This window comes from Pantoea sp. JGM49, assembly GCF_018257655.1.
Lineage (GTDB): Bacteria > Pseudomonadota > Gammaproteobacteria > Enterobacterales > Enterobacteriaceae > Pantoea > Pantoea communis.
In genome coordinates this window covers 1-14,233 of sequence record NZ_JAERJM010000030.1, presented here as the reverse complement: position 1 = coordinate 14,233, position 14,233 = coordinate 1, and the positions used below count along the sequence as shown (strand labels likewise).

Annotated in this window: 13 protein-coding genes and 4 pseudogenes; 9 read left to right on the top strand and 8 right to left on the bottom strand. The window is 53.0% G+C overall.

Features of this window, described 5'->3' with window-relative positions; genetic code table 11:
* Positions 1 to 60 precede the first annotated feature (60 nt).
* The 4 genes and pseudogenes from JK231_RS25095 to JK231_RS25080 all read left to right on the top strand — a co-directional run.
* Entirely contained in the window at positions 61 to 1,605 is a 1,545-nt protein-coding gene (locus JK231_RS25095; RefSeq protein WP_211729894.1) for a methyl-accepting chemotaxis protein, read from the top strand.
* A gap of 226 nt (positions 1,606 to 1,831) precedes the next feature.
* A pseudogene (locus JK231_RS25090) lies at positions 1,832 to 2,053 on the top strand (hydroxyisourate hydrolase); the annotation flags it as partial.
* Between the two features lie 73 nt (positions 2,054 to 2,126).
* Positions 2,127 to 2,972, top strand: a pseudogene (locus tag JK231_RS25085) (transposase).
* A 9-nt stretch (positions 2,973 to 2,981) separates the two neighbouring features.
* A pseudogene (locus JK231_RS25080) lies at positions 2,982 to 3,423 on the top strand (IS110 family transposase); the annotation flags it as partial.
* A 99-nt stretch (positions 3,424 to 3,522) separates the two neighbouring features.
* Here the strand turns inward: JK231_RS25080 and JK231_RS25075 are convergent.
* From JK231_RS25075 to JK231_RS25065, 3 genes are all read right to left on the bottom strand, one after another.
* Positions 3,523 to 4,731 carry an MFS transporter gene (locus tag JK231_RS25075; RefSeq protein WP_211729892.1) on the bottom strand — a complete coding sequence of 403 codons (1,209 nt, stop codon included), beginning with the start codon at positions 4,729 to 4,731 and terminating at the stop codon, positions 3,523 to 3,525.
* A 109-nt stretch (positions 4,732 to 4,840) separates the two neighbouring features.
* Complete coding sequence (locus JK231_RS25070) at positions 4,841 to 5,668, bottom strand: universal stress protein (protein WP_211729891.1); 828 nt, start codon at positions 5,666 to 5,668, stop codon at positions 4,841 to 4,843.
* An 18-nt stretch (positions 5,669 to 5,686) separates the two neighbouring features.
* Positions 5,687 to 7,165 carry a SulP family inorganic anion transporter gene (locus JK231_RS25065; protein WP_211729890.1) on the bottom strand — a complete coding sequence of 493 codons (1,479 nt, stop codon included), beginning with the start codon at positions 7,163 to 7,165 and terminating at the stop codon, positions 5,687 to 5,689.
* Between the two features lie 475 nt (positions 7,166 to 7,640).
* On the opposite strand from JK231_RS25065, the gene JK231_RS25060 reads away from it, so the two are divergent.
* The 3 genes from JK231_RS25060 (at position 7,641) to arsC (ending at position 9,845) form a co-directional block, all read left to right on the top strand.
* A complete protein-coding gene (locus JK231_RS25060; protein ID WP_211729889.1) occupies positions 7,641 to 7,994 on the top strand; it encodes a metalloregulator ArsR/SmtB family transcription factor in 354 nt (117 codons plus the stop codon).
* A gap of 88 nt (positions 7,995 to 8,082) precedes the next feature.
* Positions 8,083 to 9,366: an arsenic transporter gene (locus JK231_RS25055; protein WP_211729888.1), complete on the top strand. Its 1,284-nt coding sequence runs from the start codon at positions 8,083 to 8,085 to the stop codon at positions 9,364 to 9,366.
* A 50-nt stretch (positions 9,367 to 9,416) separates the two neighbouring features.
* Positions 9,417 to 9,845 (top strand): glutaredoxin-dependent arsenate reductase, encoded by a 429-nt coding sequence (gene arsC / locus JK231_RS25050; RefSeq protein WP_211729887.1) that lies wholly within the window; start codon positions 9,417 to 9,419, stop codon positions 9,843 to 9,845.
* 59 nt (positions 9,846 to 9,904) lie between these two features.
* Here arsC and arsH read toward each other — a convergent pair whose 3' ends face one another.
* The 5 genes from arsH to JK231_RS25030 all read right to left on the bottom strand — a co-directional run bounded on the left by arsH (position 9,905) and on the right by JK231_RS25030 (position 12,560).
* The gene (gene arsH, locus JK231_RS25045; RefSeq protein ID WP_211729896.1) at positions 9,905 to 10,618 is read right to left on the bottom strand and encodes an arsenical resistance protein ArsH; all 714 of its coding nucleotides are present in this window, start codon (positions 10,616 to 10,618) and stop codon (positions 9,905 to 9,907) included.
* Positions 10,619 to 10,665: 47 nt separating this feature from the next.
* On the bottom strand, positions 10,666 to 10,956 hold the full coding sequence (locus JK231_RS25040) for a metalloregulator ArsR/SmtB family transcription factor (RefSeq protein WP_211729886.1): 291 nt from the start codon (positions 10,954 to 10,956) through the stop codon (positions 10,666 to 10,668).
* A 382-nt stretch (positions 10,957 to 11,338) separates the two neighbouring features.
* Positions 11,339 to 11,605 carry a hypothetical protein gene (locus JK231_RS25625; RefSeq protein ID WP_249221846.1) on the bottom strand — a complete coding sequence of 89 codons (267 nt, stop codon included), beginning with the start codon at positions 11,603 to 11,605 and terminating at the stop codon, positions 11,339 to 11,341.
* A gap of 57 nt (positions 11,606 to 11,662) precedes the next feature.
* Entirely contained in the window at positions 11,663 to 11,800 is a 138-nt protein-coding gene (locus JK231_RS25620) for a hypothetical protein (RefSeq protein ID WP_249221845.1), read from the bottom strand.
* Between the two features lie 181 nt (positions 11,801 to 11,981).
* The gene (locus JK231_RS25030) at positions 11,982 to 12,560 is read right to left on the bottom strand and encodes a helix-turn-helix domain-containing protein (RefSeq protein WP_349291541.1); all 579 of its coding nucleotides are present in this window, start codon (positions 12,558 to 12,560) and stop codon (positions 11,982 to 11,984) included.
* A gap of 30 nt (positions 12,561 to 12,590) precedes the next feature.
* Between JK231_RS25030 and JK231_RS25025 the strand changes: the two genes are divergently transcribed.
* Positions 12,591 to 13,247 (top strand): NAD(P)H-binding protein, encoded by a 657-nt coding sequence (locus tag JK231_RS25025; protein ID WP_211729885.1) that lies wholly within the window; start codon positions 12,591 to 12,593, stop codon positions 13,245 to 13,247.
* A 513-nt stretch (positions 13,248 to 13,760) separates the two neighbouring features.
* A pseudogene (locus JK231_RS25020) lies at positions 13,761 to 14,047 on the top strand (transposase); the annotation flags it as partial.
* Between the last annotated feature and the right edge of the window lie 186 nt (positions 14,048 to 14,233).

Genomic DNA, 14,233 nt, shown 5'->3' with positions numbered 1-14,233 from the left:
TATTTATAAAGTCTAAAGATTTGCATCCGATAACTCTTTTTTAACCATGGGAGTTTTAAAATGAAAGTTTCCACCCGTCTTATGTTGAGCTTTGGCTTGCTCATTGTTCTTTTTATGCTAAGCATTTCGATTGCGTATAAAGGTTTGTCTGATTCCCGGGATGAACTGGATAAGACGGTCAACGTCAACATGCAGAAATATCAACTGGGTATGGCGCTTTACGGTAACATTAGAGACATGGGTATTGCCGTGCGCAATATCGCGTTGCTGACTAATTATGAAGAAATGGAAGTTGAAAATAAGCGTCTTGAATCTCAGCAGTTGCAGTTTGACGAGACGCTGCAGAAACTCGACTCGCTCCAGGCAAAATATGCTACCGAAAGGGGGCAGGCTTTTTTTAATAAAGTCACCGCACTCAGAGCTGAAACTTTTTCGGTTCTCAGTCAGGCAGCTTCATTAGGGTTGCAGAATAAGCAGCAGGAGACTATTCGGTATCTCATGCAGACGGTCAGACCGATTCAGGGACAGTTATTAACGGCGTTAAAAGAACTGACGGTTGTTCAGCTCGAGGAAAGCGATGCCGCGGTAAAAAATGCGGGAAGTTATGTCAGCAAACTCATGTTTATCCTCGGGGTACTGGGTGCAATGACGTTAATTATTTCTCTCCTGGCCGCGTGGTTAATCATGCGCAGTCTGATGAAGCAACTCGGTGGTGAACCCTCGCAGGCTCAGGCCATAACGGCAGCGATTGCCGCTGGTGATCTTACCACAACGGTCACGCTAAGGCCGGGAGATCAAACCAGCCTGCTTGCTTCTCTTTCTGCCATGCAGACTGACCTACGCCAGTTGGTCAGTGACATTAAAAACAGCGCCGGTTCGGTTGCGATGGCGGCAGGTGAAATAGCGGAAGGAAATACCGAACTCTCTTCACGTACTGAGGAACAAGCAGCTGCATTACAGGAAACCGCCGCCAGAATGGAACAGATGACCGTTACGGTGAAAAATAATACAACCAGTGCGCAGCTCACAGCAGAACTCGCTCGTGATGTGGCTAAGCTTGCGCATGTGGGTGAAAAGGATGTTCAACGTATGTCCACTACCATGGATGAAATTACCTCCAGCGCCACAAAAGTCAGAGATATTACCTCTGTCATTGAAAGTATCGCATTTCAGACCAATATCCTGGCGCTCAATGCTGCCGTAGAGGCGGCGCGTGCAGGTGAAGAGGGACGAGGATTTGCCGTTGTCGCAGGTGAGGTGAGAACACTTGCTCAACGGAGTGCCACTGCTGCTAAGGAAATAAAAACGTTAATTGAGCAAGCGGTAGAGCAGGTTGAGAGCGGCGTCGTGGTCGCAAACGGAACGGGACAGAGCATACTGAAAGTCGTCAATATGGTCGGTGAACTGGCATCATCCATGGACGATATTTCCAGGGCTTCAGCTGAACAGATGCAGGGTATCACGCAAATTGGCATTGCGGTTACCCAGATGGACTCAGTGACGCAAAGTAATGCAGCTTTAGTCGAAGAGTCTTCTTCGGCCTCGCAATCACTGGCAGGACAAGCCCTGGTGTTACGTGGAACGGTGGAAATGTTTAAAGTTTAAAGCGCATTATTTGTTGTCACTCATGGTCAGGCTCATGCATTGAGCCAGACTTTTTTGTCCTTAGGGATCTAAAACCGGTGTCTCTTTTTGCTCAGCAGTCTTATACGGTGTAAGCCAGTTAATGACTACGCTATTCTGCGAAATTTCTTATCTTTCAGCAGGATGTATCCAATTTCCTTCTGGCGCGCTTATCCTTAGCGCGTCCGTTAACCAGAAGGAAGATAAGATGAAATGGCAGCATTATTTACTGGGTGGCGCGCCGGGTGTGATAAGTGCGACCGGCTTTGCCGCAGAAATGAAAAATCCGCTCAGCGTGCACGTGCTGAATCTCCAGACCGGCGTGCCGACGGCAGGGATCGAGGTCGAGCTGGACAGAAAGCAGGGGGAGGAATGGATCAGGTTAAGTCAGGGAGCCACTGACGGGCAGGGACGCATTACGGCGCTCTACCTGTAGTGGTTCACTGAATTTGGCCACCTGAACAGAGGGGATATGCTCACCGCAGAACAACACAGGTGCACCAATGAAAAGAAGAAATTTTAGTCCTGAATTCAAACGCGAATCCGCTCGCTGGTTGTCGATCAAAACTACACCGTCTCTGACGCTGCCAGTGCTATGGATGTGGGTCTTTCCACGATGACGAAATGGGTCAAACAACTGCGTGATGAGTGTCAGGGCAAAACCCCAAAAGCCTTCCCAATTACGCCGTAACAAATCGAAATACGTGAGCTAAAGAAAAAACTTCAACGTATTGAAATGGACAACGAAATATTAAAAAGGCTGCCGCGTTCTTGATGTCAAACTTCCTGAACAGTTCTCGATAATCGGGAAACTCAGGGCGCGTTATCCTGTGGTTACTCTCTGCCACGTGTTCGGGGTTCATCGCCGCAGCTATAAATACTGGAAAAACCGTCCTGAAAAGCCAGACGGCAAACGGGCTGTATTACGCAGTCATGTACTTGAGCTACATGGCATCAGCCACGGTTCTGCCGGAGCAAGAAGCATCGCCACAATGGTCATTCAGAGAGGCTACCAGATCGGGCGCTGGCTCGCTGGCAGACTCATGAAAGAGCTGAGGCTGATCAGTTGCCAGCAGCCGACTCATCGGTACCGGATCAAACAGAGTATGAGTCGGCGCGGAAACTGCTGGGATAATAGCCCAATGGAGCGATTCTTCAGGAGTCTGAAGAACGAATGGGTGCCGGTGGCGGGTTACGTAAGCTTCAGCGATGCAGTCCACGCAATAACGGACTATATCGTTGGGTATTACAGTGTGCTCAGGCCGCATGAATATAACGGTGGGTTAACACCAAACGAATCGGAAAACAGATATTGGAAAAACTCTAACACGGTGGCCAGTTTTAGTTGACCACTAGAGTTTGACACATTGCCAGATGCAACTCTGTTCAAATCGCTCCCAGGCATGGGGCCGTGTATGGCCCCCACGTATGCTTGCTGCACTTGGTGATAACCGTGACCGGTTTAACAGCGCTGAAGAAATTTAAAACTACGCAGCTATTGCACCGGTGACAGAAAGAAGTGGACAGAAATCCTGGGTTCACTGGAGATGGCAGTGTGCCAGGTTCGTCAGGCAGACCTTTGTTGAATGGGCTGCCAACACGGTTAACTGATTATACTTGGCCAAGCTGTATTATCAGGGAATGTGAGAAAAAGGAAAATCTCACCAGTCTGCAATCCGGGCTCTTGCCTTCAAATGGATAAGGATCATCTACCGCTGCTGGAAAACAAGAACCCAGTACGATGAAGCGAAGTATTTGCTGGCTCTCCAAGCGCGACACTCGCCCTTACTGGTGCCATAAAAAGCTTGTCGAATGTCTCAGGGCGTGAAGCGGACGTTATCCACTTTGGTAGATAGTTGAATTTAATTATTGCACTTTGGATTGTCATAAGTCCCGCATTTAACTATTTATGTCCTCAGGGCTGGCTACCTGAACCTGGGTTGCGACCAGGCTGGCAGCAAGAATGAAGATCAGGCACATCAGTGCCTGTATTCTGAGAGTGACATGATGATCAATCAGCACACCCATGATGACCGGGGAGGCGCCGCTGGCAATTACAGTACCTGCCTCAACGGCCGATCGCACTTTTGCCAGCTGCGCGGGGCCAAACAGCTGTACCCACAGCGCGGTCGCCAGCGTTGACGCAATGGCTGACGATACGCCGGTCATGATGAGATAAAACGGTGTGACCCACTGACTGCTGCTGAGCCACAGCGCCAGCATGCCAGCGCCCTGCGGCAGCAGAAACCACGGCAGCAGACGGCGTGGCTTCAACCGGTCTATAAGCGGACCAAATGATAACAGGGAAACCGCCTGCGTTATCGCGTAGGCAATAAACCACCCTGCAACCCATGACAGTGCCCATCCTTTCTCCTCTGCCAGCCGCGCCTGATGGAAAAAGAAGCCCGTCGTGATGAAAGGTGACGCCAGCACCGCCGGCAGAGCCAGCAGCAGGTTCCTGTTTTTCCATACTGACGTTTCGCGAACCTTCTCTGCACCCCGTTTCCTGAACGTTCGCATCGGCTTTTCGGCAGCGCACGGAAGACAGGTGACAGCCAGCGCAACACCGGTAACCAGGACCGCAGCGTTTATCATCCAGGCCATGCGCCATCCCGTCAGATGGTTAATCTGCACGGCCGCGACCGGAAACAGCGCCTGCGCCAGCGACAGGCCCAGCGCGATAGCGCCCAGCGCCTTGCCGGCATCAAGCGGAAACTGGCGTGCAGTCGCAGTGAGTGCGGTGTGCACCATCAGCCCCTGGCCGCCGAGGCGAAGCAGGTAAAAGCCTGCACAGAGCATCCATGCCGCCTGCGCACCGGATACGAGCAGGCACGCCGTCATCAGAAGCAGGGTAACGGCCAGGGTAAACCGCCGGGTGGTGGTGTAATCAATCAGCCGGCCCGCCCAGGTCAGCGTGACGGCGCTTAGCACTGTGCCCGCGGCATACAGTCCGCCCAGCCCGCCGTCGCTGAGCCCGAAGGCCTGGCGCAGATCCTGGCCGTAAAGCGAGACGAAGTAAGTCTGGCCGAAACTCGACATTGCCATCAGTATCGCGCCAAAGGCGAGATGGCTGCCATGCTGATACATAAAGCGAAACAGCTGACGCATGGTATTCCCTGAGCGCGACTGAAAGAGGTGCCGCGTAAATGAACGCCTCCGGAACATCAGTCCCGGAGGCGCGTTATGAAAAGGGCCTGGGTTTTCAGGCCCGTAAAGTTTAACGCAGCATCAGCAGCGGATGACGGCTTTCAGCCAGCATTGAGGTGGTGTGGCTGCCGATAAAGAACCGGCGCAGCCGGGAGTGTCCCCATGCCCCCATTACGATCAGGTCCGTTCCGTTCTCCTCTGCGTAACGGCACAGGCCGCGAGAAACAGATTCATCCTGAATCATCCGGGACTCTGCATCAATGCCAGCCGCCTGCAGTATCAGCTTAGCATCAAGAAGTGAAGCATCATCGCCGTTCACCATCACGACATGGCAGGTCAGGCCGCGAAGCAGCGGGCTCACGGTCAGACGGGTCAGGTTTCGGCGGCTGGCCTCGCTGCCGTCCCAGGCAAACAGCACGCGGGATGGCGCGCTGAACGTTTCCGGCACGACCAGCACGGGCTCTTTCTGCAGGCGGATGACGCTTTCCAGCTGGCTGCCCACGGTGTGTTCCGCACCACGCCGGCCAAGCACCATCAGCCTGACGTCATCCAGCCCGGCAAGGATTTCATCCAGCGCGCCGTGCAGCTGCAGCTGGCGCACTTCCGGAATTCCCGCACGGGCCAGTCGCTCCGCGCAACCGGCCAGAATGGCTTTACCCTGCGCCATGAGCAGGTGGCTGCGCTCACCCTCCACGCGCACCAGCTCTTCGGTCAGCAGCTCTTTGCTGTCGATGCCAATGCTGCCGCTCAGGTCAGAGACGGCCGGATGACCGTCTTTTTCCAGCGCGTGCAGCAGGGCCAGCGGCGCAGAAAGGCCGGCGGCAGCCCACGCCGCGTAGTCACAGACCGGCCCGGTTGACGGCGAACCGTCCACGCAGGCCACAACGGTATTGTTCATAGCTTAATCTCCTGTCGCTTAGTGACCGCCCATCAGTTTTTCCGCTTCTTCCGGCTTGTCATGCACGCCGAAGCGGTCAACCAGGGTGCGGGTGGCGTCGTTCATGCCGAGTATTTCCACCTCAGTGCCTTCGCGGCGGAATTTGATTACCGCCCTGTCCAGCGCGCTCACGGAGGTGATGTCCCAGAAAAGGGCATGCGTGACGTCAATGACCACGCGCTCTGCTGCTTCTCGGAAGTCGAAATGGCTCATAAAGCGATCGGCGGAGGCAAAAAAGACCTGGCCGATCACGGTATAGGTCCGGGTCTCGCCCTCCAGTGAGGATTTGACAGTCATGAAGCGCGCCACTTTAGTGGCAAAGTTAAGCGAGGCAATCAACACCCCGGTCAGCACGCCGAAGGCCAGATTGTCGGTGGCCACCACCACGACCACGGTTGCCAGCATGACCACGCTGGTCGACAGCGGATGGCGGCGCAGGTCGGTAATTGAGCGCCAGGAGAAGGTGCCGATGGAGACCATGATCATAACCGCGACCAGTGCCGCCATCGGGATCTGCGATACCTGGTCACGGAGGAAGATAATCAGGCAGAGCAGCACCAGCCCGGCTGTCAGGGTGGAGAGGCGCCCGCGCCCGCCGGACTTCACGTTAATCACCGACTGACCGATCATGGCGCAGCCCGCCATGCCGCCGATAAACGCCGTGCAGACGTTGGCGATGCCCTGCGCCTTGCACTCGCGGCTTTTATCGCTCGGGGTATCGGTCATATCGTCCACAATAGTGGCGGTCATCATAGATTCCAGCAGCCCCACAATGGCAAGGCCGGCGGAGTAAGGCAGGATTATCAGCAACGTGTCCAGGTTCAGCGGAATGTCCGGGATAAGGAACACCGGCAGGCTATCCGGTAGCTTGCCCATGTCGCCCACGGTGCGCACGTCCAGGTGCAGCCACATGGAGATGGCGGTCAGCACCACGATGCAGACCAGCGGAGAGGGAATGGTTTTATTGAGATACGGAAAGAGGTAAATGATTGCCAGACCGGCGGCGGTGAGCGCATAAACGTGCCAGGTCACGTTGGTCAGCTCCGGAAGCTGCGCCATGAAAATCAGAATGGCCAGCGCGTTGACGAAGCCCGTTACGACCGAGCGCGACACGTAGCGCATCAGGCTGCCGAGCTTCAGGTAGCCGGCTATCAGCTGGATGACGCCGGTCAGCACGGAGGCAGCAAGCAGATACTGAAGGCCGTGGTCTTTCACCAGGGTTATCATCAGCAGCGCCATGGCGCCGGTCGCGGATGAAATCATGGCGGGGCGTCCGCCAAAAATGGCCATCACCACGGGAATACAGAACGCCGAGTAGAGGCCGACCTGCGGGTCAACTCCGGCAATGATGGAAAACGCGATCGCTTCAGGAATGAGCGCGAGCGCGACGACAATACCGGCGAGCACGTCACCACGGACGTTGCCCAGCCAGTCCTTACGCGTCGAGGACAGCAGCATAATAATTTCTCAGATTTTGAATACAGTCAGCCCGTGAGGGCAAAAATTTTAGATACGAAAAAGCACATCCGCAGACGGGATGTTTTTGAGTGCGCGACTGAGACTACTCAGTGCGACAGAGAAGGGGTACTACTCAGGGTGGCGTAAGACGCATGGTTTTTTAAGTTCTCCTTTATGGCAATAAGGTGCCTTCAGGACTGAATTAAGCCAGTGGAACCTGCGAAGTTGCACTGACGGCGAAGCCCGATCTTATCAGGACAGGCGCTAAACTATAAACGAAAGCGGTGAGAGGTCAATGTTTCTGCCCTCAATAAGGATCGGTGACTGCAGCAGAAGCGTAAAAAAGTCTGCGCATGGCGCATCAGACGCAAGCGGCGCTGCTCCGGATTAACATATGTGAATCTATGAATTTGTGTTGACGCCCTGCAGGTTAAAAGTCACACTGATTTTTTTAAGCCTGATATCGGGAACTATCATGCCACAGCTTTCTCCTCTTCAGCTTTTCAAGGGACTGTCTGACGAAACGCGTTTAAATCTCGTCCTGCTTTTGCGTGATAAAGGCGAACTCTGTGTGTGCGAGCTGACGCTTATACTGAAAGAAAACCAGCCCAAGATATCCCGGCATCTGGCTTTACTCAGAGAAGGCGGCCTGCTCATCGACAGGCGAGAGGGTAAGTGGATTCATTACCGGCTGTCGCCTCACATGCCCGCCTGGGCAGCAGCCGTAATTGAACAGGCTTATCTTTGCCAGCGGGATGAGATTCTGCGCCTCAGTCGGCAGGCTGAGCGGGATAACGCAACAACAAACGGCAAACCTGTCTGCATTTAAAAATTTAACCATACACATGTGTTTTATCGTATATATTTTTTAGTTTTATTGTCCTCATTCTGACGGGCGCTTTATCAAAGGAGTGTGTATGTTTCTGGCGGGTGCGATTTTTGTCCTGACGCTGGTACTGGTTATCTGGCAGCCGAAAGGACTCAGTATTGGCTGGAGTGCCAGTATCGGGGCCGCGCTGGCGCTGCTGACCGGCGTGGTGCATATCGGGGATATCCCGGTTGTCTGGCAGATTGTCTGGAACGCCACGGCCACGTTTATTGCGGTGATTATCATCAGCCTGCTGCTGGATGAGTCCGGCTTTTTCGAGTGGGCAGCGCTGCATGTCTCCCGCTGGGGTGGCGGCAAAGGGAGGCTTCTGTTCACGTACATTGTCCTGCTGGGCGCAGCCGTAGCGTTGCTGTTTGCCAATGACGGAGCGGCCCTCATCCTCACGCCGATCGTTATTGCCATGCTGCTGGCGCTGGGCTTCAGCCCCGGGGCTACGCTGGCATTTGTAATGGCGGCCGGTTTTATCGCCGATACTGCCAGTCTGTCTCTCATCGTGTCGAACCTGGTCAACATAGTCACGGCGGATTTCTTTAAGCTGGGGTTCAGCGAGTATGCGTCCGTCATGGTGCCTGTGAACATCGCCTCCGTGGCGGCCACGCTTGTGATGCTGCATCTGTTTTTTCGCAAAGACATTCCGGCAACCTATGACCTGGCGAAGCTGAAAACGCCACAGGAAGCTATCCGTGACATGCGCACTTTTAAAACTGGCTGGCTGGTGCTGCTCCTGCTTCTGGCCGGTTTTTTTGGACTGGAGCCGCTTGGCGTGCCGGTCAGCCTGGTCGCGGCGGTGGCGGCATTTGTTCTCTGGCGGGTTGCCCGGAAAGGGCACGTTATTGATACCGGAAAGGTATTAAAAGGTGCGCCCTGGCAGATAGTCATCTTCTCGCTGGGCATGTACCTCGTCGTATATGGCCTGCGCAACGCCGGCCTGACGGACTACCTCTCCGCCGCCCTTAACCGGTTCGCAGAGCACGGCATCTGGGGCGCTACGCTCGGCACGGGTTTCCTGACGGCGGTGCTTTCTTCCGTGATGAACAACATGCCCACCGTGCTGGTCGGTGCGCTTTCCATTGACGGCAGCTCCGCTCAGGGGGTGGTGAAGGAAGCCATGATTTACGCCAACATCATCGGCTGCGACCTGGGCCCGAAAATTACTCCCATTGGCAGCCTGGCGACCCTGCTCTGGCTGCACGTGCTGGCGCAGAAAAGCATTACCGTCAGCTGGGGCTACTACTTCCGCGTAGGCATCGTGATGACCCTGCCGGTACTTTTTGTGACGCTGGCCGCGCTGGCCCTGCGCCTGTCTGTTTAACCTGAACCCCCGGGGCTGCGTTCACGCCGCTCGTTAACGGAGTATCACTTATGTCTGACATTACCATTTACCACAATCCGGACTGCGGGACGTCCCGTAACGCCCTGGCGCTTATCCGCAACAGCGGCGCAGAGCCAGCGGTTATTTTGTATCTGGAAACCCCACCAACCCGGGAAACGCTAAAAAAACTGATTGAGGACATGGGCATCAGCGTACGCGCTCTGCTGCGTAAAAACACCGAGCCGTACGAGCATCTCGGTCTGGCAGACGACAGGTTCAGCGATGATGAGCTGCTGGATGCCATGCAGGCCCATCCCATCCTCATCAACCGGCCGGTGGTCGTGACCCCGCTTGGTACAAAACTCTGCCGCCCGTCTGAAGTGGTTCTGGACATTCTGCCGGAACCACAGCAGGGAGCATTTACCAAAGAAGACGGCGAAAAAGTGACTGATGAGCACGGCAACCGGGTAAACCCCTGACGCGTGCTGCCGACAGAACGAAATACTGAAAGTGAAAAGCCGGCAGATGCCGGCTTTCTTCATATGCTGCGCTGGTTTACCCGCTCAGAAAGCTGCGCTGCGCTCTCTTTCCTTTCGCTGTAGCGATCGGTCAGATATTCACTACGGCCGCGCGTAAGCAGAGTGAACTTCATCAGCTCCTCCATGACATCGACAATGCGGTCATAATACGGGGAAGGCTTCATGCGGCCGTCTTCCCCGAATTCAGCCCAGGCTTTTGCCACGGATGACTGGTTCGGAATCGTGATCATACGCATCCAGCGGCCAAGAATGCGCATCTGGTTTACAGCGTTGAACGACTGTGAACCACCGCTCACCTGCATAACTGCAAGGGTTTTACCCTGAGAAGGCCGGACTGCCCCTGACGTCAGGGGGATCCAGTCAATCTGCGCCTTCATGATGCCGGTCATGGCACCGTGACGCTCCGGTGAACACCAGACCATGCCTTCAGACCAGAGAACCAGTTCACGTAGCTCTGCAACTTTGGGGTGCGTTTCCGGGGCGTCGTCTGTTAGCGGCAGGCCAGACGGGGTGAAGATTTTTATCTCGGCGCCCATCGCGGTCAGCAGGCGGGCGGCTTCTTCCGTCGCCAGACGACTGTAAGAGCGTTCCCGCAGCGAGCCGTAAAGCATAAGAATGCGGGGCGGGTGTGCCACTTCCGGGGCCTGCAGTTTCTCTTCCGTCAGTGGCGCTTCCAGAAGGGCGGGATCAATATTTTTCAGGCCATTAATTATGTTTTTCACTGTGGTGTATTTTCCTGCGTAGTCACGGGTGACAGGCTTCAGCTGCTGCCGGCGCAGCATTCCTCCGTCAGAAAGGCCATCAGCTGTTCAAGCTGTGCGTAGCACGGCCTGCAGAACAGGGTGCGGCTCTGCCGCTCCTGGCTGACCAGCCCGGCAGACATCAGCGAAGAAATATGATGGCTGAGCGTAGAAGCCGGAATGCCGAGTCTCTTCTGCAACTCACCTACCGGAAGCCCCTCATGACCAGCCCTGACCAGTTCCCGGTAGACGTTGATACGCGTCGGATGTCCCAGCTCGCGCAGGGCAGTCGCTGCGGTGTTTACGTCCATATCATTCTCCTTTAAACCATATTTCCAGAATAATGGAAATATGGCTTTAGTCCAACTAATGCTGGCTGCTTTCACTTTGTGATAACCAGCCTTTGACCTGCCGCAAAGGTCTGATATCTGCCTGCATATGTTTTGTGGAAGACGCAGGTCCGCTTCACTTTTTTGGTGCGGACTTCTATCCGCGTGATGGACTGTTTAATTTTTTCAGCATCCTGCTCTACGAAGGCTTTTTCATCAGGCGTGAGAGGGACTTCTTTAAGATAACGCCGGACAGAGGCTTTGCTTTCGATGGTGAACTCGCGCTTAGCTTAAGCAGGTTAAAATCGCAGCCAATAAAGGCCATCCGGTGCTGACAACTGCTCCAGAAAGGGATCGTGCAGTATTAATCATCCAGGTCATAGTACGTCGCGATTCCGGACAGGCTGGCAGCTTCCGGATCGTTGTCATTCAGCATGCTTGTCATATGAGCGATTCGGCCCGATTTGACGAACGAGAGGGCCAGCTGCGTCGGGCAAATACGCATAAAGTGCATGGTGGACTGAGGCGTCGCATGCCCGCTCCACTGCATTAGTTCATACAGCGACATGCCATGAGGGACGCTGGCCAGTGCTTTCACCGCTGAGGCACGTCCCCGGAGGCTTTTAATCATTCTTACGCTGTCTTGCAAAGGCACACCCGCGTGTGAGCAGAGCATTGGTATAACCGTTTAGTGGAGGATTGCGCCGCCGGAAGGCTTACCGCGATACTGAATCAAAAACTGAACTTTCTCACCAGTCCGCTCGTCGGTGAGCATAGCCTGTTCTGCTGGGCGCTCGTTCAGCCTGAGGTCGATGTATTTTTTCACCACGACCCCCACCGGTTTCACAAAGGCCTTTGAGGTTTTTCCGGCAGGAATATGCAGGTAGCATTGGCGTATAGCACACACCTCATAACGAAGTCCGATCTGAACGGCGGCAGTGTGCCAAGGGCCCTCTCAAAATTAATAATCCTTTTTGCAGGGGTACTTAGAAGGGTATTAATGGCTGTCATGCTTTTGAGAGGTCGTGGGGTTGACGGTCATCTGGAACATACTTCAGTTCAAATTTCTCACGCGCATCGGTAATGGTGTCCTGATTCTCTTTTGCCCAGTTCAGCAAGGCCTGCAGAGGATTTATAAAGGAATGCCCCATTTCAGTCAGAGCGTAAACAACCTGTAGCGGTTTGCCTGAGTGTACAGTCCGACTTATAAAACCATCTTCTTCAAGTCGTTTCAGTGTGCGCGATAAGACCTGTTTTGAGATATCACCTATAGCCCGCTGGAGAGCAACAAAACGTAGGGGGCTTCTGGCAAGATGACCCAGCGTCAGTAAACTCCAGCGATCACCCACGCTGTCAATCACATCTCTAATTACACACGGCTGATCGCGGCTGCTGTCTTCTGGAGGAAGAATATTCGTTTTTTCGCCCAAACGTGCCTCCTGATGGTCATTTTTATATGACCAGGTAATAAAAATATGCCTAATTGCGGCCCGCAAAAACCTCATATAGACTCGGTAACAAATATAGACTGCAATGTGATTATCATTATTCTGACCCTTTTTCAACGGATCGCTGTTCAGCAACATTCTATGTATCGTCTGCTATGAGGAAAAAATATGCAAAAGACTCTGAAAATTTGTGTGCTTGGAGGAACAGGGTATGCCGGTTCAGCGATAACACGTGAAGCAGTAAAACGGGGGCATCATGTAACGGTCATCAGTCGTAAAACTCCTGATGACTCCATACCAGGCGTGAATTATTTCCCGCTTAACATTGATGAGAGCGAACTTAAACTTGACAATGTTGATGTCATTGTGGGTGCATTATCACCACGTGCCGAAAATGCAGGAACATTGGCCCGTAACTATAAAAAGGTTGCGGTGCAGGCCGCAAAATCAGGAACACGTTTAGTCCTCGTGGGTGGTTTTTCCTGCCTGAGAAGAGCTGAAGGTTCACCACGTATGCTCGAAGATGAAAATTTTCCGACAGACACTCCACCTGAGATTATTGCAGAAGCACAGGAAAATCTGGATGTCCTTAACGACCTGATCTCGGACTCGTCAGGGCTGGACTGGCTGTTTGTATCACCGGCGATGGAATTCTCTGCATGGATGCCTGGCACCGATCGGGGACATTATCGAAAAGGTGGCGAAGTCGCCCTCTTTGATGCTGATGGAAAATCGTCAATAAGTGGTATCGACTATGCACGCGCTATTCTGGACGAAATTGAGACACCCGTTCACCATCGAGCCCAGATCGGAGTAGCGTATTAATGTTCACGGGGTAACAAATACTTCTTTATTCGGTATTACATCTTTTTGGATTGATACGTCTGAAAGGCGTATCAACGTCTCCAGCAAGACAATCTTTTCCCTAAGATTGAGCTTTTTTTTCATTGATATCAGCTGTCATGCCGCATAAAAAGTTCGCATCAGACAGATGCACATAAATCCTCTCTGACACTATTCGCCCAGTGCGGCTGACTTGCTCCCAATGTTCAGAACCCTCATTGTCAGTGATGCAGTAATTGGGGGCCTAAGCTTCCACTTCTCGCTCATAGCCGACAATTCAATTCTTTAAGCCTGTAGAATTGAACGCATGATACTCACTAAGACTTCTTACCAATCAGATCATTGTAGGAGACGATTACGACAGATTTAGTAATTCCCCCAAAAAACCAGTGCATGTATAAGTAGAATTTTCTCCTAACCTGAATGCAGGGGATTTCTATGAAGCGATCACGTTTTACTGACAGGCAGATCATTACCATTCTAAAACAGGCTTAGGTGGGGAACCCGGTGCCTGAATTGTGCCGGGATCATGGCATCAGCAGTGACACTTTTTCTTAAATGGCGATTAAAGGTTGGCGGGATGGACGTGGGACGGATGAGCCGACCGAAAGAGCTTGAAGAAGAAAACCGTCGGCTGAAAAAATGTATGCCGGAGACCGTCTGAAGGCCGAAATTATTCAGGGAGCGATGGCAAACAAGTTTTGAAGCTATCAGTCCAGAAGCGGATGGCGCAGCATGCAGTAGAACACTGGAGGATCAGTATTCGTCTGACCTGTCAGCTCTTGTCTTAAGCTATTGCAATGATATAAATAAATTACAGCAATAGTGATGCAAACGATTGCCTAAGCTATTTTTATGGATTAGGTGATGAGTTGATTTTATGATTCCGAATTATTTTTTTACTTTCTGTAAAGTTCACAAAGGAATAACCGATAACAACTCAAATGGTCTTTTCGTTTTTCTTCTGT

Bases quoted from the DNA above. Each gene is read 5' to 3' on its own strand.
- JK231_RS25025 (WP_211729885.1), top strand. From the start codon at position 12,591: ATGCAAAAGACTCTGAAAATTTGTGTGCTTGGAGGAACAGGGTATGCC.
- JK231_RS25075 (WP_211729892.1), bottom strand. From the start codon at position 4,731: ATGCGTCAGCTGTTTCGCTTTATGTATCAGCATGGCAGCCATCTCGCC.
- JK231_RS25055 (WP_211729888.1), top strand. From the start codon at position 8,083: ATGTTTCTGGCGGGTGCGATTTTTGTCCTGACGCTGGTACTGGTTATC.
- JK231_RS25065 (WP_211729890.1), bottom strand. From the start codon at position 7,165: ATGCTGCTGTCCTCGACGCGTAAGGACTGGCTGGGCAACGTCCGTGGT.
- JK231_RS25060 (WP_211729889.1), top strand. From the start codon at position 7,641: ATGCCACAGCTTTCTCCTCTTCAGCTTTTCAAGGGACTGTCTGACGAA.
- JK231_RS25625 (WP_249221846.1), bottom strand. From the start codon at position 11,605: ATGATTAAAAGCCTCCGGGGACGTGCCTCAGCGGTGAAAGCACTGGCC.
- JK231_RS25095 (WP_211729894.1), top strand. From the start codon at position 61: ATGAAAGTTTCCACCCGTCTTATGTTGAGCTTTGGCTTGCTCATTGTT.
- JK231_RS25030 (WP_349291541.1), bottom strand. From the start codon at position 12,560: ATGTTGCTGAACAGCGATCCGTTGAAAAAGGGTCAGAATAATGATAAT.
- JK231_RS25040 (WP_211729886.1), bottom strand. From the start codon at position 10,956: ATGGACGTAAACACCGCAGCGACTGCCCTGCGCGAGCTGGGACATCCG.
- arsC (WP_211729887.1), top strand. From the start codon at position 9,417: ATGTCTGACATTACCATTTACCACAATCCGGACTGCGGGACGTCCCGT.
- JK231_RS25070 (WP_211729891.1), bottom strand. From the start codon at position 5,668: ATGAACAATACCGTTGTGGCCTGCGTGGACGGTTCGCCGTCAACCGGG.